General features: G+C 45.3%; 22 protein-coding genes. 17 read left to right on the top strand and 5 right to left on the bottom strand.

The genetic code is table 11. The features are described from left to right. Positions 1-3 precede the first annotated feature (3 nt). Positions 4-1,026 (top strand): cytochrome d ubiquinol oxidase subunit II, encoded by a 1,023-nt coding sequence (locus tag KNQ09_RS07755; RefSeq protein ID WP_023468858.1) that lies wholly within the window; start codon positions 4-6, stop codon positions 1,024-1,026. Positions 1,027-1,130: 104 nt separating this feature from the next. Beyond that, on the top strand, positions 1,131-1,799 hold the full coding sequence (locus tag KNQ09_RS07750; RefSeq protein ID WP_023468857.1) for a potassium channel family protein: 669 nt from the start codon (positions 1,131-1,133) through the stop codon (positions 1,797-1,799). A gap of 44 nt (positions 1,800-1,843) precedes the next feature. Here the strand turns inward: KNQ09_RS07750 and KNQ09_RS07745 are convergent, their stop codons facing one another. Beyond that, a complete protein-coding gene (locus KNQ09_RS07745; protein WP_214858065.1) occupies positions 1,844-2,620 on the bottom strand; it encodes a Cof-type HAD-IIB family hydrolase in 777 nt (258 codons plus the stop codon). A gap of 173 nt (positions 2,621-2,793) precedes the next feature. Between KNQ09_RS07745 and KNQ09_RS07740 the strand changes: the two genes are divergently transcribed. Continuing rightward, positions 2,794-3,009, top strand: a complete 216-nt coding sequence (locus KNQ09_RS07740) for a DNA-dependent RNA polymerase subunit epsilon (protein ID WP_023468855.1) — start codon at positions 2,794-2,796, stop codon at positions 3,007-3,009. Beyond that, entirely contained in the window at positions 3,006-4,673 is a 1,668-nt protein-coding gene (rnjA, locus tag KNQ09_RS07735) for a ribonuclease J1 (RefSeq protein ID WP_035396693.1), read from the top strand. Before KNQ09_RS07740 ends, rnjA begins: the two co-directional genes overlap by 4 nt. Before the next feature lie 46 nt (positions 4,674-4,719). On the opposite strand, the gene def is transcribed toward rnjA, so the two are convergent. Beyond that, positions 4,720-5,259, bottom strand: a complete 540-nt coding sequence (gene def / locus KNQ09_RS07730) for a peptide deformylase (protein ID WP_029342180.1) — start codon at positions 5,257-5,259, stop codon at positions 4,720-4,722. A gap of 377 nt (positions 5,260-5,636) precedes the next feature. Between def and pdhA the strand changes: the two genes are divergently transcribed. From pdhA to KNQ09_RS07705, 5 genes are all read left to right on the top strand, one after another. Then, positions 5,637-6,719 carry a pyruvate dehydrogenase (acetyl-transferring) E1 component subunit alpha gene (gene pdhA, locus KNQ09_RS07725; RefSeq protein WP_023468852.1) on the top strand — a complete coding sequence of 361 codons (1,083 nt, stop codon included), beginning with the start codon at positions 5,637-5,639 and terminating at the stop codon, positions 6,717-6,719. 3 nt (positions 6,720-6,722) lie between these two features. Then, the gene (locus tag KNQ09_RS07720; protein ID WP_023468851.1) at positions 6,723-7,700 is read left to right on the top strand and encodes an alpha-ketoacid dehydrogenase subunit beta; all 978 of its coding nucleotides are present in this window, start codon (positions 6,723-6,725) and stop codon (positions 7,698-7,700) included. A 101-nt stretch (positions 7,701-7,801) separates the two neighbouring features. Continuing rightward, complete coding sequence (locus KNQ09_RS07715) at positions 7,802-9,094, top strand: dihydrolipoamide acetyltransferase family protein (protein WP_023468850.1); 1,293 nt, start codon at positions 7,802-7,804, stop codon at positions 9,092-9,094. 3 nt (positions 9,095-9,097) lie between these two features. Beyond that, positions 9,098-10,510, top strand: coding sequence for a dihydrolipoyl dehydrogenase (lpdA, locus tag KNQ09_RS07710; protein WP_064299598.1), 1,413 nt, complete (start codon positions 9,098-9,100; stop codon positions 10,508-10,510). Between the two features lie 110 nt (positions 10,511-10,620). Then, positions 10,621-10,926, top strand: coding sequence for an SAV0927 family protein (locus KNQ09_RS07705; protein WP_214858064.1), 306 nt, complete (start codon positions 10,621-10,623; stop codon positions 10,924-10,926). Positions 10,927-10,979: 53 nt separating this feature from the next. On the opposite strand, the gene KNQ09_RS07700 is transcribed toward KNQ09_RS07705, so the two are convergent. After that, positions 10,980-12,467: an aminotransferase class I/II-fold pyridoxal phosphate-dependent enzyme gene (locus tag KNQ09_RS07700; RefSeq protein WP_035406702.1), complete on the bottom strand. Its 1,488-nt coding sequence runs from the start codon at positions 12,465-12,467 to the stop codon at positions 10,980-10,982. A 132-nt stretch (positions 12,468-12,599) separates the two neighbouring features. Here KNQ09_RS07700 and KNQ09_RS07695 point away from each other — a divergent pair, with 132 nt between their 5' ends. The 3 genes from KNQ09_RS07695 (at position 12,600) to KNQ09_RS07685 (ending at position 14,253) form a co-directional block, all read left to right on the top strand. Beyond that, positions 12,600-12,872: a UPF0223 family protein gene (locus tag KNQ09_RS07695; protein WP_023468846.1), complete on the top strand. Its 273-nt coding sequence runs from the start codon at positions 12,600-12,602 to the stop codon at positions 12,870-12,872. Between the two features lie 282 nt (positions 12,873-13,154). Then, positions 13,155-13,343 (top strand): hypothetical protein, encoded by a 189-nt coding sequence (locus KNQ09_RS07690; protein WP_023468845.1) that lies wholly within the window; start codon positions 13,155-13,157, stop codon positions 13,341-13,343. A 124-nt stretch (positions 13,344-13,467) separates the two neighbouring features. Continuing rightward, on the top strand, positions 13,468-14,253 hold the full coding sequence (locus KNQ09_RS07685; protein ID WP_214858063.1) for an inositol monophosphatase family protein: 786 nt from the start codon (positions 13,468-13,470) through the stop codon (positions 14,251-14,253). Positions 14,254-14,294: 41 nt separating this feature from the next. Here the strand turns inward: KNQ09_RS07685 and KNQ09_RS07680 are convergent, their stop codons facing one another. Beyond that, positions 14,295-14,465, bottom strand: coding sequence for a DUF5325 family protein (locus KNQ09_RS07680; RefSeq protein WP_023468843.1), 171 nt, complete (start codon positions 14,463-14,465; stop codon positions 14,295-14,297). A gap of 185 nt (positions 14,466-14,650) precedes the next feature. Here KNQ09_RS07680 and typA point away from each other — a divergent pair, with 185 nt between their 5' ends. The 3 genes from typA (at position 14,651) to KNQ09_RS07665 (ending at position 18,095) form a co-directional block, all read left to right on the top strand. Then, positions 14,651-16,498 (top strand): translational GTPase TypA, encoded by a 1,848-nt coding sequence (gene typA / locus KNQ09_RS07675; RefSeq protein ID WP_023468842.1) that lies wholly within the window; start codon positions 14,651-14,653, stop codon positions 16,496-16,498. Positions 16,499-16,524: 26 nt separating this feature from the next. Beyond that, on the top strand, positions 16,525-16,878 hold the full coding sequence (locus KNQ09_RS07670) for a YlaH-like family protein (RefSeq protein WP_023468841.1): 354 nt from the start codon (positions 16,525-16,527) through the stop codon (positions 16,876-16,878). Between the two features lie 122 nt (positions 16,879-17,000). Then, complete coding sequence (locus KNQ09_RS07665) at positions 17,001-18,095, top strand: PQQ-dependent sugar dehydrogenase (RefSeq protein WP_353049749.1); 1,095 nt, start codon at positions 17,001-17,003, stop codon at positions 18,093-18,095. A 43-nt stretch (positions 18,096-18,138) separates the two neighbouring features. Here the strand turns inward: KNQ09_RS07665 and KNQ09_RS07660 are convergent, their stop codons facing one another. Further along, entirely contained in the window at positions 18,139-18,342 is a 204-nt protein-coding gene (locus tag KNQ09_RS07660) for a YlaI family protein (protein WP_029342171.1), read from the bottom strand. 117 nt (positions 18,343-18,459) lie between these two features. Here KNQ09_RS07660 and KNQ09_RS07655 point away from each other — a divergent pair, with 117 nt between their 5' ends. Together KNQ09_RS07655 and KNQ09_RS07650 are read left to right on the top strand one after the other, a co-directional pair. Continuing rightward, positions 18,460-18,912 (top strand): PNPOx family protein, encoded by a 453-nt coding sequence (locus KNQ09_RS07655; protein WP_050677546.1) that lies wholly within the window; start codon positions 18,460-18,462, stop codon positions 18,910-18,912. Positions 18,913-18,952: 40 nt separating this feature from the next. Beyond that, the gene (locus KNQ09_RS07650) at positions 18,953-20,269 is read left to right on the top strand and encodes a PhoH family protein (RefSeq protein WP_023468837.1); all 1,317 of its coding nucleotides are present in this window, start codon (positions 18,953-18,955) and stop codon (positions 20,267-20,269) included. Positions 20,270-20,275: the final 6 nt, after the last annotated feature.

Below are 20,275 nucleotides of genomic sequence, written 5' to 3'. Positions count from 1 at the left end.
GATTTGGACGTTCAAACACTAGGAATTACGGTCCTCTGGACTTTCCTGTACGGATATCTCATCGTTGCCTCAATTGACTTCGGTGCTGGATTTTACGCCTTTTATTCAAAATATACGAAGCGGGATCATTTAACGAATCGATTGATTCTTCGTTATCTCTCACCAGTGTGGGAGGTAACGAATGTCTTCTTCGTATTCTTCTTCGTCGGACTAGTCGGGTTCTTCCCGGATACCGCTTACTATTTCGGTACGGCACTGCTCGTGCCAGCCTCGATCGTTCTCGTATTGATTGCGATTCGTGGTAGCTTCTATGCATTTGCCAATTATGGATCAAACGACAGCATGTTCTATACGTTCTTATATGGAGCAACTGGTCTATTGATTCCGGCGGCGATGTCAACGACATTGACGATCAGTCAAGGTGGTTTCATTCGTAAAACGAATGAAACAGTCGAGTTTTTAGGAACAAAATTATTTACGAACTTTTACTCTTGGTCGGTCGTAGCACTCGCTATCGTATCCGTCCTCTATATCAGTGCGATGTTCCTCTTGTTCTACGCAGATAAAGCGAAGGATGAAGGGGCTACTCCGCTAATTCGTAAATGGGCACTCTTCTGGAGTGGTCCGACGATTCTTGTCTGTGCACTCGTCTTCTTTGGATTGAAAAATCAAGCGGCATGGCACTATGAGAACATCTTAAACGGGAACTGGTGGTGGTTCGCTGCTAGTTTCATCTTCTTCCTCGTTGCGGTGACACTCGTCTACATGAAAAAGAATTACGGAATTGCTTTCGTCGCGGTCATGCTACAGTATGGAGTGGCATGGTTTGGTTACGGTTATACGCACTTACCATACATCTTGTATCCATATATCGATATCAACAAAGCGGTCGTTAACGAAACAATGGCTTCCGCACTCGTCGTTGTCTTCATCTTCGGACTCTTACTCTTGATTCCGGCGTTGTACTTGATTTTACGACTCTTCCTGTTCGATAACGATTATGTACGTGGGAAATCCTCAAAATAATGGATGAATAAACGCCTCTGCGAATCGCAGGGGCGTTTATAGTATTTTTAAATTGAATCGGGTACACTACTAAGGAAGAGCGATTGTGAAGGAGAGTTGTGAAAATGAATGGAGAGTTTGCAGTAATTGGACTAGGGCGCTTTGGTGGCTCGATTGTCCGTGAATTATCGAAAAATGGCTATGATGTCTTAGCGATTGACTCCGACGAGGAGCGCGTAAATGAATTCATGGGAATTGCGACGCATTCCGTCATCGCGGATACGACGGATGAGAACGTCTTAAAGAGTCTAGGAATCCGAAACTTCGATCATGTCATCGTTGCCATCGGGGAAAATATTCAAGCGTCCATCTTGACGACATTGATCTTAAAAGAGCTCGGGGTACAATCAATTACTGTCAAAGCGACGAACGATTACCACGAAAAAGTATTACGAAAAATCGGAGCAGATTTCATCGTTCACCCCGAACGGGATATGGGAGTGCGGATTGCGAATGGTTTAATGAGTTCCAATATTCTTGACTATCTCGATTTATCTCAAGAATTTTCGATCGTTGAAATTAAAGTCAGTGACCGGATGGCAAAACAAACATTGATTGACCTGGATCTACGGAGCAAATACGGAGCGAACGTCGTCGCCATTAAACGTGGGGAAAACGTTCTGATTTCTTTACAAGCGGATGAAATGATTGAAAAAGGGGACTATCTCGTCGTCATTGGTGAAAATGAGGACCTCGACCGTCTAGAGCGTGCGATTCATAAAGTGAAGAACTAAAAAAAGCTGAGGCGCGCCTCAGCTTTACATTTACTTATACCTAATTAAATGAGTTGGAATTCTTTTAATCCGTGTGCGATACCGTCCTCAAGAATTGGTTTCGTGACATAATCAGCAGCAGCTTTCGTTTCCGGAAGTCCGTTGCCCATCGCAATACCGGTTCCAACGTAGCGGAGCATCTCTAAATCGTTTAAGGCATCACCGAATGCAAAGGTATCTTCGCGGCGAATATTCGTCAATTTCAGGAATTGTTTGATCCCTTCTGCTTTCGAGGAACCGACATTGATGACATCCATTGCGTGTGGGTGCCAACGAATGAAATCGAAGGCATCATACCGTTTAACATAATCCGCTTCTTCTTCGGCCGTACAGTAGACGAGCGTTTGGAAAACATCATGCGATAAGAACGCTTCTTCATCGTGAATTGGTAGCGGCATGTCGAGATCGCCGAGCGAATCAACGACATGAAAATCATTTGATTTCGTCGTGAAGCCTTTTGTTTCACCGAGATAAACGAGTGTATGTCCGTTTTCTTTTGCTTGTTGCGTCAGGTGTGTCAAATCGGCTTTAGGTTGTGGACGTTTGTAGATGATTTCATTTTGATGAACGACGATTTGCCCGTTATAGCCGATAATCGTATCGATGTTGAGTAGTTCACGGATTCCAGACAACATCGCAGGTCCGCGTCCAGTTGCAAGGGCTACATAGACACCATTTTCTTGAAGCTTACGAATTGCCTGTTTTGTTGATTCCGGAACAAAATGACCATCATGCAATAAGGTTCCGTCGATATCGAAAAAGACTACTTTCTGATTTGCCATGGTTTCACCTTCTCTTTTTAATTGGTCGAAATGACCTGTTCATGTGAAAGTATAGCATAACCAAAAGCGTGTTGCCGGAAGGGAACATGCCGAATAAGGATGAAAAATAGTCCATGTATCGTGTATACTGTACTAAGGACAAAAAACAATGTACTGATAAGGAGTTGCTAGGCATGATTTTTAAAGTATTTTACCAACCGCTTCGTTCGGAAGCACCTGTTCGTGAACGGACAGAAACAATGTATGTAGAAGGGGAAAGCATTCGTGACGTGCGATCAACGATTGACCACCTCAAAGATATCAACATCGAGTTCATCCGCGAAGTCAGCGGAGAATTTTTGACATACGAACAACAACATCCTGATTTCAAGGTTGCGACGTTCGAATGAAGTTCGTCAAAAACCATCAGGCCGCCGTTTTCGCACTCGGTGGACTCGGGGAAATCGGGAAGAACACGTATGTCGTTCAATTCCAAGATGAGATCATCGTCATTGACGCGGGTGTCATGTTCCCAGAAGATGAATTACTTGGAATCGACTATGTCATTCCAGATTACACGTACTTGATCAAGAACAAGGATAAGGTCAAAGGCGTCTTCATCACACACGGTCATGAAGATCACATTGGTGGTCTGCCTTTCTTGCTTAAACAAGTGAACTTACCGATTTACGCTGGGAAGATTGCGATGGGTCTCATCAAGGTGAAGTTAGAAGAGCATGGTTTGCTTCGCAACGCGGAACTGCATGAGATCGATGAAGATTCGGTCATCAAGTTCCGGAAGACAAGCATCTCGTTCTTCCGTACGACACACTCGATTCCGAATTCGTTCGGTGTCGTCGTCAAAACACCACAAGGGAACATCGTGCATACAGGAGACTTCAAGTTCGATTTCACGCCAGTCGGAGAGCCGGCTGATTTAGCGAAAATGGCTGAACTCGGTAAAGAAGGCGTATTGTGTCTTCTATCGGACTCAACGAACGCAGAAGTGGAAGGGTTTACGATGAGTGAACGTGTCGTTGGGGAAACGATCTCAGACATCTTCCGTAAAGCGGAAGGACGGATCATCTTCGCGACGTTTGCGTCGAATATCTATCGTCTGCAACAAGTCGTCAATGCTTCTGTAGAAGCAGGACGGAAAATCGTCGTCTTCGGACGTAGCATGGACAAGGTCATGATGATTGGTCAAGAACTTGATTTCATCAAAGCGCCGAAGGGTACGATCATTGAGCCGAACGAGATGAAACGTTATAAATCAAATGAGTTGACGATCCTTTGTACTGGTTCACAAGGAGAACCGATGGCTGCACTTAGCCGCATCGCAAACGGAACACATCGTCAAATCTCGATCATTCCGGATGATCTCGTCATCTTCTCTTCGTCACCAATCCCAGGAAACGTCGTTTCTGTCGGAAAGACGATCAATCAGCTATATAAAGCTGGTGCAGATGTCATGTACGGTAAACTGAATGATATCCATACATCAGGTCATGGTAGTCAACAAGAGCAGTTGCTCATGTTACGTCTATTGAATCCAAAATACTTCATGCCGATTCACGGGGAATACCGGATGCTGAAGAAGCATATGTCGCTTGCGATGGATGCTGGTGTACCGGAAGAGAACTGTTTCGTCATGGATAACGGTGAAGTACTCGCATTAGATGCGAATGCAGCCGCTATCACTGGGAAGATTCAAGCGAATGCCGTTTATGTCGACGGAAAAGGAATCGGAGACATCGGAAACATCGTTTTACGCGATCGCCGTATTCTCTCAGAAGAGGGACTCGTCGTCGTCGTCGTGACGCTTGACTCGAAGACGAATCGTCTCGTCTCTGGACCGGACATCATCTCGCGTGGTTTCGTCTACATGCGGGAGTCGGGTAACTTGATTAAAGATGCTGAACGTCTTCTCAAGCGTTCGCTTGATCAATCGCTTGCGAACCGTAATACGAAATGGACGGACATCAAACAAGTCATCAATGATACGCTCACACCGTATTTAACAGAAAAAACACAACGTCATCCAATGGTCATGCCGATCATCATGGAAGTCTGATTCAAAAAAATCCTCGTCTCCGAAAACGGAAACGAGGATTTTTTTATTACGTGGCAGGACCGTATTCCTTGAACGGTTCTTTTTTATCAATCCGATCATAGAACATGACGCCATCTAGATGATCGTATTCATGCTGGCAGACGATTGCTTTCATCCCTTTTAAACGTAATTTTATAGGATTTCCGTTATGATCGATGCCAGTTAGGGTAATACGCATATAGCGCGGTACATGTCCTTCGACTTCACGATCGACGGACAGACATCCTTCGCCGCCTGTTAAATAGGTCTGCTCGACGGAATGACTGATGATTTTTGGATTATAGATACCAAATTCCAATAAATCATCACCATCCGGTAAGCGGATCGCGAACATGCGCTTGTTGACACCGATTTGTGGTGCTGCAAGTCCAATGCCGCTTCGTAAATCGTATTTCTTCGCAATTTCATCATCTTGACTGTTGGCGAGGAACTCGCGCATGAGTCGCATCGTTTCCTTATCCTCATCGCTGAGAGGGAAGGTCACTTCTACTGACCGTTCGTGAAGAGCAGGAACGTCTTCGCGTACGATTTCATTCATGGTGATCATGAACAACACTCCTTTCGTCTACAAAAAGTATAGCATAGGAAAGTGGGGAATGATGACAACTAACACAGTAGGAAAATATCGAATGATACAGAAGATGGAATATTCTAGTTTTGTGATTGAATTCACAATGTGAAACGCGAAAAAAATAAAACATTTCCTTTGATTTTAAGGTGTTACAGATTTATACTTGTAACGTAATGAACAAGACACTATAACGTGTCGATTCATGATAATACAGTTTACTCAACTGAATAGGTACACAGACACATGTTCAAAGGATAGTCACACGGGACTTCGTTTTTTGGACACTATTGTCATGTGGGCAAATCAGTCAGAGGAATATTTCGCTGAACGCAGTGAAAGGATGAGGTGAAAAGATGAACGTAAACATGTTTAAAAACGTGGAAGAAAACTTTGAAACGTTCCGCATTCTTGACGAGAAAGGTGAAGTCGTCAATAAAGACGCTATGCCAGACCTCTCGGATGAAGAGCTTACGGAATTAATGCGCCGTCTCGTATACACACGTATCTGGGACCAACGTGCAATCTCACTTAACCGTCAAGGACGTCTTGGTTTCTACGCTCCAGTAGCTGGACAAGAAGCGTCAATGATCGGTACACAATTCGCTTTGGATAAAGATGACTGGATTCTTCCTGGATACCGTGATATTCCACAAATGGTCTTCCATGGCTTCCCACTTTACAAAGCATTCTTGTTCTCACGCGGTCACATCACAGGTGGTAAGATCCCTGAGGGTGTTAACGTCTTAATGCCACAAATCATCATCGGTGCGCAGATCGTTCAAGCGGCTGGTGTTGCTCTCGGTCTTAAGAAAAGCGGTAAAGAACAAGTCGCAATCACTTACACAGGTGATGGTGGTTCTTCACAAGGTGACTTCTATGAAGGTATGAACTTCGCTGGAGCTTTCAAAGCACCTGCAATCTTCGTCGTTCAAAACAACCGTTTCGCAATCTCGACACCTGTTGAAAAACAATCTATGGCGAAAACAATCGCTCAAAAAGCTGTCGCTGCTGGGATCAATGGTATCCAAGTCGACGGTATGGACGTTCTTGCTGTATACGCAGCTACGAAACAAGCGCGTGTTGAAGCACTCAACGGTGTTCCGACATTGATCGAAACATTGACTTACCGTTATGGACCACACACACTCGCTGGTGATGATCCAACACGTTACCGTACAAAAGACATGGATGATGAGTATCAAGCACAAGATCCACTCGTCCGTTTCCGTGCTTTCATGGAAGCAAAAGGTCTTTGGAACGAAGATAAAGAGAATGAAGTCATCGAGCAAGCAAAAGCTGACGTTAAGGAAGCACTTGCACAAGCTGACAAAGAACCAAAACAAAAAGTTACAGATTTCATCAACGTGATGGCTGAAAAGCTTCCACAAAACCTGCAAGAGCAGCTTGATGAGTATACAGCAAAGGAGTCGAAATAACCCATGGCACAAATGACGATGATCCAAGCGATCACTGACGCAATGCGCGTCGAGATGAAACGCGACGAACAAGTTCTCTTGTTCGGTGAAGACGTCGGTAAAAACGGTGGGGTATTCCGTGCGACAGAAGGTCTTCAAGATGAGCTCGGCGAAGACCGCGTCTTCGATACACCACTTGCGGAATCAGGTATTGGTGGTCTTGCTGTCGGATTCAGTCTGACAGGATTCCGTCCAATCATGGAAATCCAATTCTTCGGATTCGTATTCGAAGTATTCGATTCAGTCGCAGCACAACTTGCGCGTCTCCGTTACCGTTCAGGCGGCACATACAGTGCACCTGTTACAATCCGTTCACCATTCGGTGGCGGTGTTAAAACACCGGAACTTCACGCAGATAACCTCGAAGGACTCATGGCTCAGTCACCAGGACTTAAAGTTGTCATTCCTTCAACACCTTACGATGCAAAAGGTCTTTTGATCGCGTCAATCCGCGACAACGACCCAGTCGTATTCCTCGAGCACATGAAACTCTACCGTTCATTCCGCGGTGAAGTGCCAGAGGGCGATTACACGATCGAACTTGGAAAAGCTGATGTAAAACGTGAAGGTACAGATGTAACAATCGTCACTTACGGTGCGATGGTACACGCTTCACTTAAAGCAGCTGAAGAGCTCGAAAAAGAAAACATCAGCGTCGAAATCATCGACTTGATGACAATCAGCCCAATCGATATCGATACGATTCTTGCTTCTGTCAAGAAAACAAACCGTGTCGTCGTCGTTCAAGAAGCACAAAAACAAGCGGGTATCGCTGCAATGGTTGCAACTGAAATCCAAGAACGTGCAATCCTTGACCTCGAAGCGCCAATTCTTCGTGTTGCTGCTCCAGATACAATCTTCCCATTCGCACAAGGTGAAGACGTCTGGATCCCAGATCACAAAGATATCGTTGAGAAAGTCAAAACTGTCTACAATTTCTAAGAGCATTTCGGAAAATAAGGAGAGGGGTCCATTCTCTCCTTGCTTCCGTTTTTACAGATAACAATCGACTAGAAGAGTGAACTAAAAGGAGGCATATTCAAATGGGTTTATTTGAATTCAAATTGCCGGATATCGGTGAGGGTATTCATGAAGGTGAAATCGTAAAGTGGTTCGTAAAAGCGGGCGACACTGTCAAGGAAGACGACGTTCTTCTTGAAGTACAAAACGATAAAGCAGTCGTTGAAATCCCATCACCAGTTGATGGTACTGTTAAAGAAGTTAAAGTTGACGAAGGTGTCGTAGCTGTTGTTGGCGACGTCCTCATCACTTTCGAAGTCGAAGGCGAAGGTTCTGCTCCTTCTGAAGAAGCAGAGCAACCAAAAGCTGAAGACAACGCGAAAGACGTTCAAGATACGGATCAAAAAGTGGAAGACAAACCAAACGAGGTTCAAATCCATAAATCAGAACGCGTTATCGCGATGCCATCTGTCCGTAAATATGCACGTGAAAAAGGTGTCGACATCCGTGAAGTCCAAGGTTCTGGAGACAACGGTCGTGTCGTCAAAGAAGACATCGATGCATTCGCAAACGGTGGTCAAACTTCTGAAGCACCAGCAACAGAAGAAAAAGCACCAGCTGCAGCTGCTTCTGCACCAAAAACAGAAGTTAAGCCATACGTTGCTGCTCAACCTGAACTTGAAACACGCGAGAAAATCAAAGGAATCCGTAAAGCGATTTCGAAAGCAATGGTTAACTCGAAACATACAGCTCCACACGTAACACTCATGGACGAAGTCGATGTTACGAACCTCGTAGCACTCCGTAAAAACTTCAAAGAAGTTGCGGCTGCTCAAGGTACGAAATTGACTTACCTTCCGTTCGTCGTAAAAGCATTGACTGCTGCTGCTAAAAAATACCCAGCAATCAACGCATCAATCGACGATGTAAACGAAGAAATCGTCTACAAAAACTACTTCAACATCGGTATCGCTGCAGATACAGACAACGGTCTTGTCGTACCAGTCGTTAAAGATGCAGATCGTAAATCGATCTTCTCACTCGCTGACGACATCAACGATCTTGCTGGTAAAGCACGCGAAGGTAAACTTTCTGGCGAAGAGATGAAAGGTGGATCAATCACGATCACTAACATCGGTTCTGCTGGCGGTCAGTGGTTCACACCAGTCATCAACCACCCAGAAGTTGCAATCCTCGGTATCGGCCGTATCGCTGAAAAAGCAGTCGTCAAAAACGGCGAAATCGTTGCTGCACCAGTTCTTGCACTTTCATTCAGCTTCGACCACCGTCTCATCGATGGTGCAACTGCACAAAACGCGCTTAACTTAGTTAAACGCCTATTGAACGACCCACAACTTCTCATCATGGAGGGATAAGCAATGGTAGTAGGTGAATTCGCACAAGAAACAGATTTACTCGTAATCGGGGCTGGCCCTGGTGGTTACGTTGCTGCAATCCGCGGCGCGCAACTCGGTATGAAAGTAACAATCGTTGAACGTGAAAACGTCGGCGGTGTTTGCTTAAACGTTGGATGTATCCCATCAAAAGCCTTGATCACTGCAGGACATAACTTCCAGCATGCTAAAGGTGCAAGCGATATGGGGATCACTTCTGAGAATGCAACTGTCGATTTCTCGAAAGTTCAATCTTGGAAACAATCTGTCGTCAACAAATTGACTGGCGGCGTTAGTGGTCTTCTTAAAGGGAACAAAGTCGAGACTGTCGTTGGGGAAGCTTACTTCCAATCAGAAGATACAGTCCGTATCATCAACGAAGATTCTTCGACTCCTTACAAATTCAAGAAATGTATCATCGCGACAGGTTCGACTCCAATCGAACTTCCAGCTTTCAAATGGTCAAAACGCGTCCTTTCTTCAACAGGCGCATTGAACCTTCCTGAAATCCCGAAAAAACTAATCGTCATCGGTGGCGGATACATCGGGATGGAGCTTGGTACAGCGTATGCGAACTTCGATACAGAAGTCGTCATTCTTGAAGGAACAAAAGACATCCTTTCTGGTTTCGAGCCTGCTATGACGCAAGTCGTTAAGAAAAAGCTCAAACAAAAAGGTAACATCACAATCCACAACGAAGCACTTGCTCAAAGTGTAGAAGAGTCGGAAGATGGCGTTAAAGTAACATTTGAAGTCAACGGTGAAGCACAAACAGTTGAAGCGGACTACGTCCTCGTCACTGTCGGTCGTCGTCCGAACACTGGTGATCTTGGTCTTGAAATGGCAGAAGTCAAAGTCAGCGACCGTGGTCTTGTCGAAATCGACGATCAGTGCCGTACTTCAAACGAAAACATCTACGCAATCGGTGATATCGTTCCAGGACCACCACTTGCACACAAAGCTTCGTTCGAAGCTAAAATTGCTGCTGAAGCAGCTGCAGGACACCCTGCATACCTCGACTACAGCGCGATTCCAGCGGTCGTCTTCACAGATCCAGAACTCGCTACAGTCGGTTACACGGAAGCACAAGCGAAAGAAGAAGGACTCGATTACATCGCGTCTAAATTCCCTTACGCTGCGAATGGTCGTGCACTTGCACTCAACGAGCCAGACGGCTTCTTGAAAATGATCACTCGTAAATCAGATGGTCTCTTGATCGGCGCGCAAATCGCTGGTACAGGCGCATCTGATATGATCGCTGAAATGGGACTCGCAATCGAGTCTGGTATGACAGCTGAAGATATCGCACTCACAATCCATGCACATCCATCACTCGGTGAAATCGCAATGGAAACTGCTGAAGTTGCAATCGGTAGCCCAATCCACATCATTAAATAATATCGAAACACCTCATACACGGGGAGCCGACCGTGTATGAGGTGTTTTTTTGTTTGGTCTTGATACAAAAAAGGAAAAGAAAAAGTAAAAATCGGAGAGGGTGGACGCACATGGAATCCGTGACTACCTTAGAGGAGCTGTATTACGTATCGGAAATGGATAAGGTTCGTTTTGTCGGCTGGACGACTGCACTCGCCCGCTATGATTTTGCTGTCGTCTGTACGGGACAATTCTTCGGGAAAGTACTCGTCGTCAGTTTAACCGGTGGTCAGTCAGCGTTACTCGATCAACAGGATGTGTTGAATGGAGAGGTCTTAATTCGTACATTTGCGATTGAACGAGAGGATGTCGCAGTAATCGGTGAAGCACTTGCAGCATTCATTCCTTGTTCACCAAACGATGAATACGGCGAATGAAAGGTTCAAAAAAGCAGCCATCCTGAGTAATGAGGATGGCTGCTTTTGCATTTTTAACGAATCGCATTCGATTGTTGAATGACTTTGATTGTCTCGAGCGAATGATCCTCGAGACCTTGAACCGGAAGACCGGCTTCGATGTTTTCTTTAATATAAGCAAGGTTGTCTGCCGTGATCATCTCCCCTGGGATGAAGATAGGAATACCAGGTGGATATACCATCATGAATTCAGCTGAAATCCGTCCGACCGCATCGACCAACGGAATCGTCTCTGTCTCTTCATAGAACGCATCACGAGGACTGAGAGCAAGCGCTGGGATATCTGGAAGAACAATCGAATGATCAGTTGTTTCGGCGCCATTATTTTGATAACGTGCGACAAGTAATGACATCGCATGTAAGAAGGCGTCAATCGTCTCTTCCGAATCACCAGACGTGATGATGACAAGAATGTTATTCAAATCAGAAAGTTCAACCTCGATCCGATGTTCTTCGCGTAAGAACTCTTCGACGAGGTGACCAGAAATACCAAGTCCTTTGACGGAAACAAGCACTTTCGTTGGATCAAAAGCGAACGTAGCACTCGAATGCAGATCGGATTCACCGAAAACGGCGAGATAAGGAAGCTTCGCTAATCCAAAGCGCATCCGTGTCGCAAGTTCAAGGGCCCGACGATTCATCGCTTCACCGTTGATCGCAAGATGACGCCGAGCGCAGTCAAGAGAAGCGAGCAACAGGTAAGATGTCGATGTCGTCGTCAACATCGAGAGCACTGCTTGAACTTTATCTGGAGAGACAAGTCCGCGACGAACGTTCAGGACAGAGCTTCCTGTAAGTGAGCCACCGAGTTTATGCACGCTGGTTGCGGCAAGATCAGCTCCTGCTTGCATCGCTGACAACGGCATATCTTCGTGGAATGCGATATGGACGCCGTGTGCTTCGTCGACGAGTACCGGAATACCTTTACTATGGGAAAGCTTGACGATGCTCTCTAAGTCACCAGCAACGCCGAAATAGGTCGGGTTGATGACGAGAACTGCTTTTGTATCGGGATGAAGTGCAAGGGCACGTTCTACCGCGCTTGGTGTGATACCGTGTGCGATTCCGAATGTCTCATCGAATTCAGGATGAATGAAAATCGGATGCGCACCAGAAAGAACGATAGCTGACATCACCGATTTATGCACGTTCCGAGGAACGAGAATTTTATCATCAGGACCGACGACACTCATGATCATCGCCATGATGGCCGTTGAAGTTCCTTGTACGGAAAAGAACGTTTCGTCGGCATGGAAGGCTTGAGCTGCCAATTGATGAGCTTCCTTAATGATTGCCTTTGGATGATGGAGATCATCAAGGGGAGCGATATTGATTAAATCGATATCGAGCGCATTCTGACCGATGAACGATCGAAAGGCTGGATCCATTCCTTGACCATTTTTATGACCGGGAATATGAAATTGAATTGGTTGACGTTTCGCATGCGCAAGTAGCGCATCGAATAAAGGTGTATCGAGCTGTGTTAAGCTTTTTGTTTGCACCAGATTTCCCCCCTTAAAACCGAATAAAAATACAATCAAACAAGCTAACTATAACAAGTTTTCGTACGGTTGCAACTGTTTTATGCTTCTTTTCCGTGTAAAATAGAAAAGTGCAGAAAGGAAGTGGGAATGATGGCATTGAATTATCCGCTCAATTCCGATTGGTCGACTGAAGAAATCGTGAAAGTCATCGACTTCTTTAATTTAGTCGAGCAAGCGTATGAGACAGGTGTTGAAAGACAACGATTGCTCGAAGCGTATCGTGAATTCAAGCAAATCGTCACCTCGAAATCCGAGGAAAAACAGTGGGATCAGTTTTATATGGAAGAGACCGGTTGCTCGAGTTATCGGACGATGCAACAAGCGAAACGTCAGGAAGAACCGATTGTTCGTATGAAGAAATAATTGGATCATGAAGATAAGACTTCTATGCGATCGTATAGGAGTCTTATCTTTTAATCCGACTGGAAATGTGCGGGAAATGATCAACATTTGTTTAAAGTGGAAAGGAAGCGGCTATATACTACATACAAGACGTTGGTCTTACAAATATGTGAAACTGTATTTTTTAAAATTAGATGCTTTACATCTAAGTTGAATCGTACTATTATAGATTCAATCCACTAATAAGTCGCAATTGTCTGACAAATTAAACCTCTGTTTATCCCGCGAAGGAGTGTGGTTACTGTGAAACAAGTGATAGAAGCATACAAGAGAAAAGATGCAGAAAAACGCATTCCTGTATTGCGTCTCGAAATCGATTATGAGCTTGCTACATTACACGATGCGATGGTGGCAAGTGACGCAGAAGCTGTTGGCGCAAGTAAAGAGCGCCTCGAAAAATATCGTCAAGAGATGGTACGTCTTGAAGCTTGATTTCAACGTTCCGATCTCTACCTTATAATAAAATATCAACTCTTCAACCAGCGAACTGTTCGCTGGTTTTCTTTTTTTGTTACTATAGAAGAAGCTGGAAACAACGATGAAGGAGTGAACTCAAATGCAGATTGAGTTGGATGCGATAGATTTGATCAAACGAGCGGGAAAGTACATTCGCGAAAAAATTGATGGTTCGTATCACGTCGAACAAAAAACCGGAAAAAGCGATTTAGTGACAGAGATTGATCAAGCCGTCGAGGATTTATTGATCCAAGGTATTTTAGATCGCTATCCGAATCATCATATTTATGGGGAAGAAGGGCGAATCGCTCGACCCGATACACTCGAAGGCACGATCTGGTTCGTTGATCCGATCGATGGAACGATGAACTTCATTCGTCAAAAACGAATGTTTGCCATCTCGATCGCGATTATGGTGGATGGTGAGTTACGCTATGGTTTCGTCTACGATGTCATGGCGGACGAGTTGTTCCATGTCATCAAAGGGCATGGTGCTTATCAAAACGGCATACGACTACCACAAATTGAGGAGCGGAGTGTTAAAGAAGCAATCATCTGTATGAACGCGACCTGGGTGACACCAAATCGTCGAATCAATACGGATCGTCTTGCGCCACTCGTACGACACGCAGTAGGTGTACGAGCAATCGGTGCAGCATCACTTGAACTCGCATGGACAGCTGCAGGGCGTGTTGACGGGTATATCACGATGCGTAATATGCCTTGGGATTACGCAGCCGGTCAGTTATTGATTGAAGAGGTCGGTGGGCGTGTCGGAACGATCACAGGTGAATCGATGTCATTTCTCGAACAAACGAGTGTGCTAGCAGGGAGCCGGACGTTCGTTGAAGATGTTTTGACATTCGTACAAACACAAGAGGATTGAAAAAAGGTTTCTTTCGTCTTGAACGAAAGGAACCTTTTTGCTCATGCTTGTTTTCGTAAACGTGCCTTTAAGACGAACCCAGCACCCATCGCAACAATCATCAAGATGACAGAGGCGATCGTCATCGGGACGTTTTGTTCCGCGATGAAGATGCCGATGGCTGCCATGGATCCTACGGCAAGCATGGCGAGTAATAAAAATAGCAGGCGCATGTTCTTTTCCCCCTCTACCCGTGAGTACGTTAACAGTGTAGCGTGAATGAAGGATAATGAAAAGGCTTTCGGACTGATGTCGAATCTTAGTCATTGCCAATTAGGACTCTACCTGTGCTATACTCTTAAAGTTGACCGAAAGTATGATAAGATTTATTTAAATGAATAGAAAGAGGTACACACCTATGACAACATTAGTACGAAATGATTTACGCAACGTTGCGATCATCGCCCACGTTGACCATGGTAAAACAACATTAGTCGATGAGCTTTTAAAACAGTCTGGTACGTTCCGTACGAACGAACAAGTCGAAGAACGCGCAATGGACTCAAATGACATCGAGCGGGAACGTGGAATCACGATTCTTGCGAAAAACACTGCAATTGATTACAAGAACACACGCATCAACATCGTTGATACGCCAGGACACGCCGATTTCGGTGGAGAAGTTGAGCGGATCATGCGTATGGTTGATGGCGTTATCCTCGTCGTCGATGCACGTGAAGGCTGTATGCCACAAACACGTTTCGTTTTGAAAAAAGCACTCGAGCAAGGACTTCAACCAATCGTCGTCGTCAACAAAATTGACAAACCGATGGTCCGTCCTCTTGAAGTCGTCGACGAAGTCGTTGATCTCTTGATCGACCTCGGAGCTGACGAAGATCAACTCGAATTCCCAGTCGTTTATGCATCGGCAGTCAACGGCTCAAGTTCATTTGAACCTGAATTAGAGAAACAAGAAGATACAATCACAAACGTTCTTGATTTAATTCTTGAGCACACACCAGCGCCTGTCGATAACACAATGGAGCCGCTTCAGTTCCAAGTTACGATGCTTGACTATGATAACTACCTCGGACGGATCGGTGTCGGTCGTGTCTTCCGTGGAGAAATCAAAGTTGGTGATAGCGTTTCGCTTTCAAAACTTGATGGTTCAACGAAGAACTTCCGTGTTACGAAGTTGTTCGGTTACTTCGGTCTAAAACGTGTCGAAATCGAAACAGCAAAAGCTGGAGATTTGATCGCGATCGCCGGTATGGAAGATATCAACGTCGGTGAGACGGTTTGCCCAACTTCACACGTTGATCCACTCCCATTATTACGTATCGATGAGCCAACGCTTCAAATGACATTCATCGTCAACAACTCGCCATTCGCTGGTCGTGAAGGGGATCTCGTTACTTCACGTAAAATCGAAGAGCGTCTTGAAAAAGAACTCGAAACAGACGTTTCACTTCGCATCGAAAACACAGACTCACCGGACCGCTGGATCGTTTCTGGTCGTGGGGAACTTCACCTCGGGATCTTGATCGAAAACATGCGCCGTGAAGGATACGAAATTCAAGTATCGAAACCGCAAGTAATCATCAAAGAAGAAGAAGGCGTCAAAGTCGAGCCATTCGAACGCGTCGTCATCGATACACCAGAAGAGTACACAGGTTCTGTCATGGAATCGATCGGTCTCCGTAAAGGTGAATTGACGAACATGCAAACAATGGACAACGGTCAAACGAAGATGGAATTCATCGTTCCTTCACGTGGTTTGATCGGTTACCGTAACGAATTCCTTTCTGCTACACGCGGATACGGAATCATGAACCACACATTCGAAGAATACCGTCCGTTCATCCAAGCGGATATCGGTGGACGTCGTAGTGGAGTTATGGTCTCAATCGAAACAGGTAAAGCAACTGCTTACGCGATCTCAGCTCTTGAAGACCGCGGAACGATCTTCATCGAGCCTGGTATTGAAGTATACGAAGGTATGATCATCGGCGAATGTAACCGTGATGTCGATCTCGCTGTCAACGTCGTTAAAGCAAAACAATTAACGAACATGCGTGCATCTGCAAAAGATTCAACGAACGTTCTTAAACGTCCACGTGTCTTCTCACTTGAAGAGTCGTTGACATTCTTGAACGAAGATGAGTACTGTGAAATCACACCACAATCGGTTCGTCTCCGTAAACAAGTCTTGAATAAGAACGAGCGTGAAAAGCAAGAAAAACGTCGTCGTCTAGGTAAAGATTAAGTCTTGAACGAATAGGGGGACTGGCAATGAATGCACAAGCTGCCGTTGCTTCTGATTTCTCGAAATACGATATTCCGTTCATCGCGAAACTTCTCGGTATCGGAAGTGATCCGAATAACATCGAAGCGGGATTTTATCCTTTAATGATTACCGTCGTCATCTTGACACTTGTCGTCTTTAAGTTAGGATTTGCTAAGGAACTAGCATGGTGGAAATCACTGATCGTCTATCTCTTGCTCGCCGTCTTCTCGGCAGCATTGACGCTTGTCTTCTGGACATGGCCGATTCCTGAAGTACTCCTTGCGATGGTCTTCGTACTTGGTATTTATCGCTTCCGGATGTGGATGGTCAAGCGTGAACGTGAACGGACAGCTTCTTGACGGAAGCGTGTCATGAATCAAAAGAACGAATCTCCTCGGAGGTTCGTTCTTTTTTTTGAGCCAATTCAGATGCATGATTTAAAGCGTAGCGGGAACAAGAATACTAAAAGGGGGAGAAAACAGTGAAAGTAAGGTATGTCATACCCCTATTGTTAGCGGGTATTCTGATGGGCTGTACACAAACGTCAGAAGAATCGTCAACAGAGGAAACGAATCAGACGACACAAGAAAACAATCAACAGGATTCAGGTGATCAAGAAGCAACGCAATCATCTCAAGCGCAAGAAGGAGTCGTATTTAAAGAGCTAAACGCTCCGTGGAATATTGTCCGAGAAGGAGAGGTATTTTACATCACGGAACGAGAAGGAACGATTGTCAAAGGAGAAAAAGGTGATTATGAACGGATGCGCCTTCAGCTGAAAGAGGATGTCCTCGCTGAAGGAGAAGGTGGATTGCTTGGAATGGTACTTGATCCTGATTTTAAGGACAATAAGACGGCATACGTCTACCATACGTACGCCAAACAAGGACAAGCGACGAATCGCGTCATCGCGATAAAAGAAGAGGGTGACCAGTGGACGGAAGAACGTGTCTTACTCGATGATATTCCCGGAGCGACGATTCATAACGGTGGACGGCTAGAATGGGGACCTGAAGGCGCGCTCTACGTCACAGCAGGAGACGCAGCGAATCCTGAACTAGCGCAAGACATTGATTCATTGGCAGGAAAGATTTTACGCATCACATCTGAAGGAGAACCGTTCGAGGGGAATCAAAAAGGATACGTCTACAGTCTCGGTCACCGGAATCCACAAGGACTTGTTTTCGTCGATGATCAACTGTATGCAAGCGAACATGGGCAAAGTGGGCACGATGAAATCAATCGAATCGAACAAAAGAATTATGGATGGCCGACGATTGAAGGGAAAGAGCAAGCAGACGGACTGGTGACGCCGTGGTATGAAGTAGGAGAACAATCTGTTGCACCAAGTGGAGTTGCAACAGCAGAGAATACACTTTATTTTGCAACGCTTGTCGGGCAACGATTACAAACCATCGATCTAGAGACGAAGCAAGTCAAGACGATTGTCGAAAACCAAGGTCGGATTCGAGATGTCTGGATTGACGAGACATCGATTTACTATATTACAAATAATACGGACGGAAGAGGGAATCCATCGGCAGATGATGATCGACTCGTTCGAATCAATCGATGAACAATAAAAGGTCTGTCAGGGAATTTTCCCGCAGACCTTTTGTTTACCAGTGTTTTCGTTTCGTTTCCCACGTCGGGTATAAATGGAATTGTCCAGAAGCGTGGCGTTCAAGTGTCCGTTCTTCTACGCGTGATCGACACTCATCACAGATATGGACACGAACAGGTTTATTGCGTAATCGCTTCGCCGTGAAGGACCAATCATCAATCGTTTCACGCTTATCGCAAATCGTACATTTCACTCGCATGTCAGGTCCTCCCTTTTTTTCTTAGTATATCATATTAGAAGATTATTCAGATGTAAAAAAGGGAAACGAGAAGTATATCTCGAAATATCATCACTAAGTCGTAGAGGGGGTGATGTCATGGCAAATAAAGTTGAACAACAGCTTAACTCAGGTCAACTAGAAGCACTATCGCAATTACCACTCGTTTTTTTGATTACGCATGATCAATCCAAACATTGGCCCATCACACATGCAATCAGTTGGGTACATGCGACGGATTCGCAAACGGTTCGTTTTGCAATCGAAGCAGATTCTCATCTCGTTAAAACATTACGAGAACATCCGGTCTTCACATTGATCTTTTTTGCAGATCAGTCGACGTACAGCTTAACGTGTACGGACGTCAAGGCGTTTACGCCGCAAGAAGACCTTCCGTTGCCACTCGCTTTTTATGAGGGACGCGTTGAGGAGGTGCGTGACATCTTGTTTTACGGAGCAGCTGTCACACAACGACCGACTATCGAAAAAACATACGATGAACAGGCAGCCGAACGGTTGGATCAACTCGTTCATCGCATCCTAAAAGCGTAACATTCATCACAAACTCGACTCTAAAGGGGCGAACGATGGAATGAAAAAAATATACGTACTTGATACTAATGTCATGCTTCACGATCCACTTTCTCTTTTCCAATTCCAGGAGCACGACGTCGTCATACCAGCGATCGTACTAGAAGAACTAGATGGAAAAAAACGCAACATGGATGAGGTTGGACGTAATGCACGAGAAACAGCTCGCATTTTAGACCAATTACGAGAAACGGGTCAGCTTCATGCGGGAGTGCCACTCGGAAACGGCGGTATTCTTCGCGTCGATATCGGGGACTCCATTCATGAAGGTTCGCCGTTTACGCACGAATCAAACGATAATAAGATCATTGAACTGGCATGGTCGATTCATCAGGAACAACAAACCGAAGCGACCCCACGAGATGTCATTCTCGTCTCAAAAGATATCTTAGTCCGCGTCAAAGCGGATGCGTATGGATTAGTCGCTGAAGACTATATGACGGATCATATCGCTGATTTGACCGGTCTTTATACAGGATTCATCGAAGTGACCGTCGATCAGGAATATATTGATGCCTTCTATCAGGACAAACGGCTTTCGGTGGATGTCTTGCCAGAAAAAGTGCAACCGAATGAGTTCGTCATCTTAAAAAGTAACATGTCGAAAGCTTCAGCCATCGCCGTCGTTGATCAGAACTTGCCGATCATTCGGGCACTTTCGATCGATGTCGACCAAGTCTGGGGCGTCATTCCACGAAACGTTCAACAACGGATGGCATTTGAGTTATTATTACGTGACGATGTACCACTTGTGACACTCGTTGGTAAGGCAGGTACCGGGAAAACGCTACTCGCACTCGCTGCGGGTCTCCTGCAAGTGGAAGACGAGCACAAATATAAAAAACTGGTCGTTGCTCGTCCTGTCGTACCGATGGGAAACGATATCGGCTACTTGCCGGGTGAAATGGAAGAGAAGCTTCGTCCGTGGATGCAACCTATCTACGATAACCTCGAACACCTTTTCAATACGGGATCGGGAGACGAACTAGGTAACATTCTCGCCGGAATGAAGACGATTCAACTGGAAGCATTAACGTACATCCGGGGACGTAGTATGCCGGGGCAGTTCATCATCATCGATGAAGCGCAGAATTTGACGAAACATGAAGTCAAGACGATTTTGACACGTGTCGGTGAAAACTCGAAAATCGTGTTGGTCGGGGATCCACAGCAGATTGATCATCCGTATCTAGATGAGTATTCCAATGGTCTATCCTACGCCGTAGAACGACTCAAAAATGAGAAGATGACGGGACACGTCAAACTCGTCAAAGGGGAGCGCTCGAACTTGGCACGCCTCGCAGCCGATTTACTATGAAAAAAC

The sequence above is a fragment of the Exiguobacterium sp. s191 genome (assembly GCF_018618955.1).
Taxonomy (GTDB): Bacteria; Bacillota; Bacilli; order Exiguobacteriales; family Exiguobacteriaceae; genus Exiguobacterium_A; species Exiguobacterium_A abrahamii.
The sequence above is the reverse complement of the archived record's forward strand: the minus strand, read 5'-3'. Positions and strand labels throughout refer to the sequence as shown.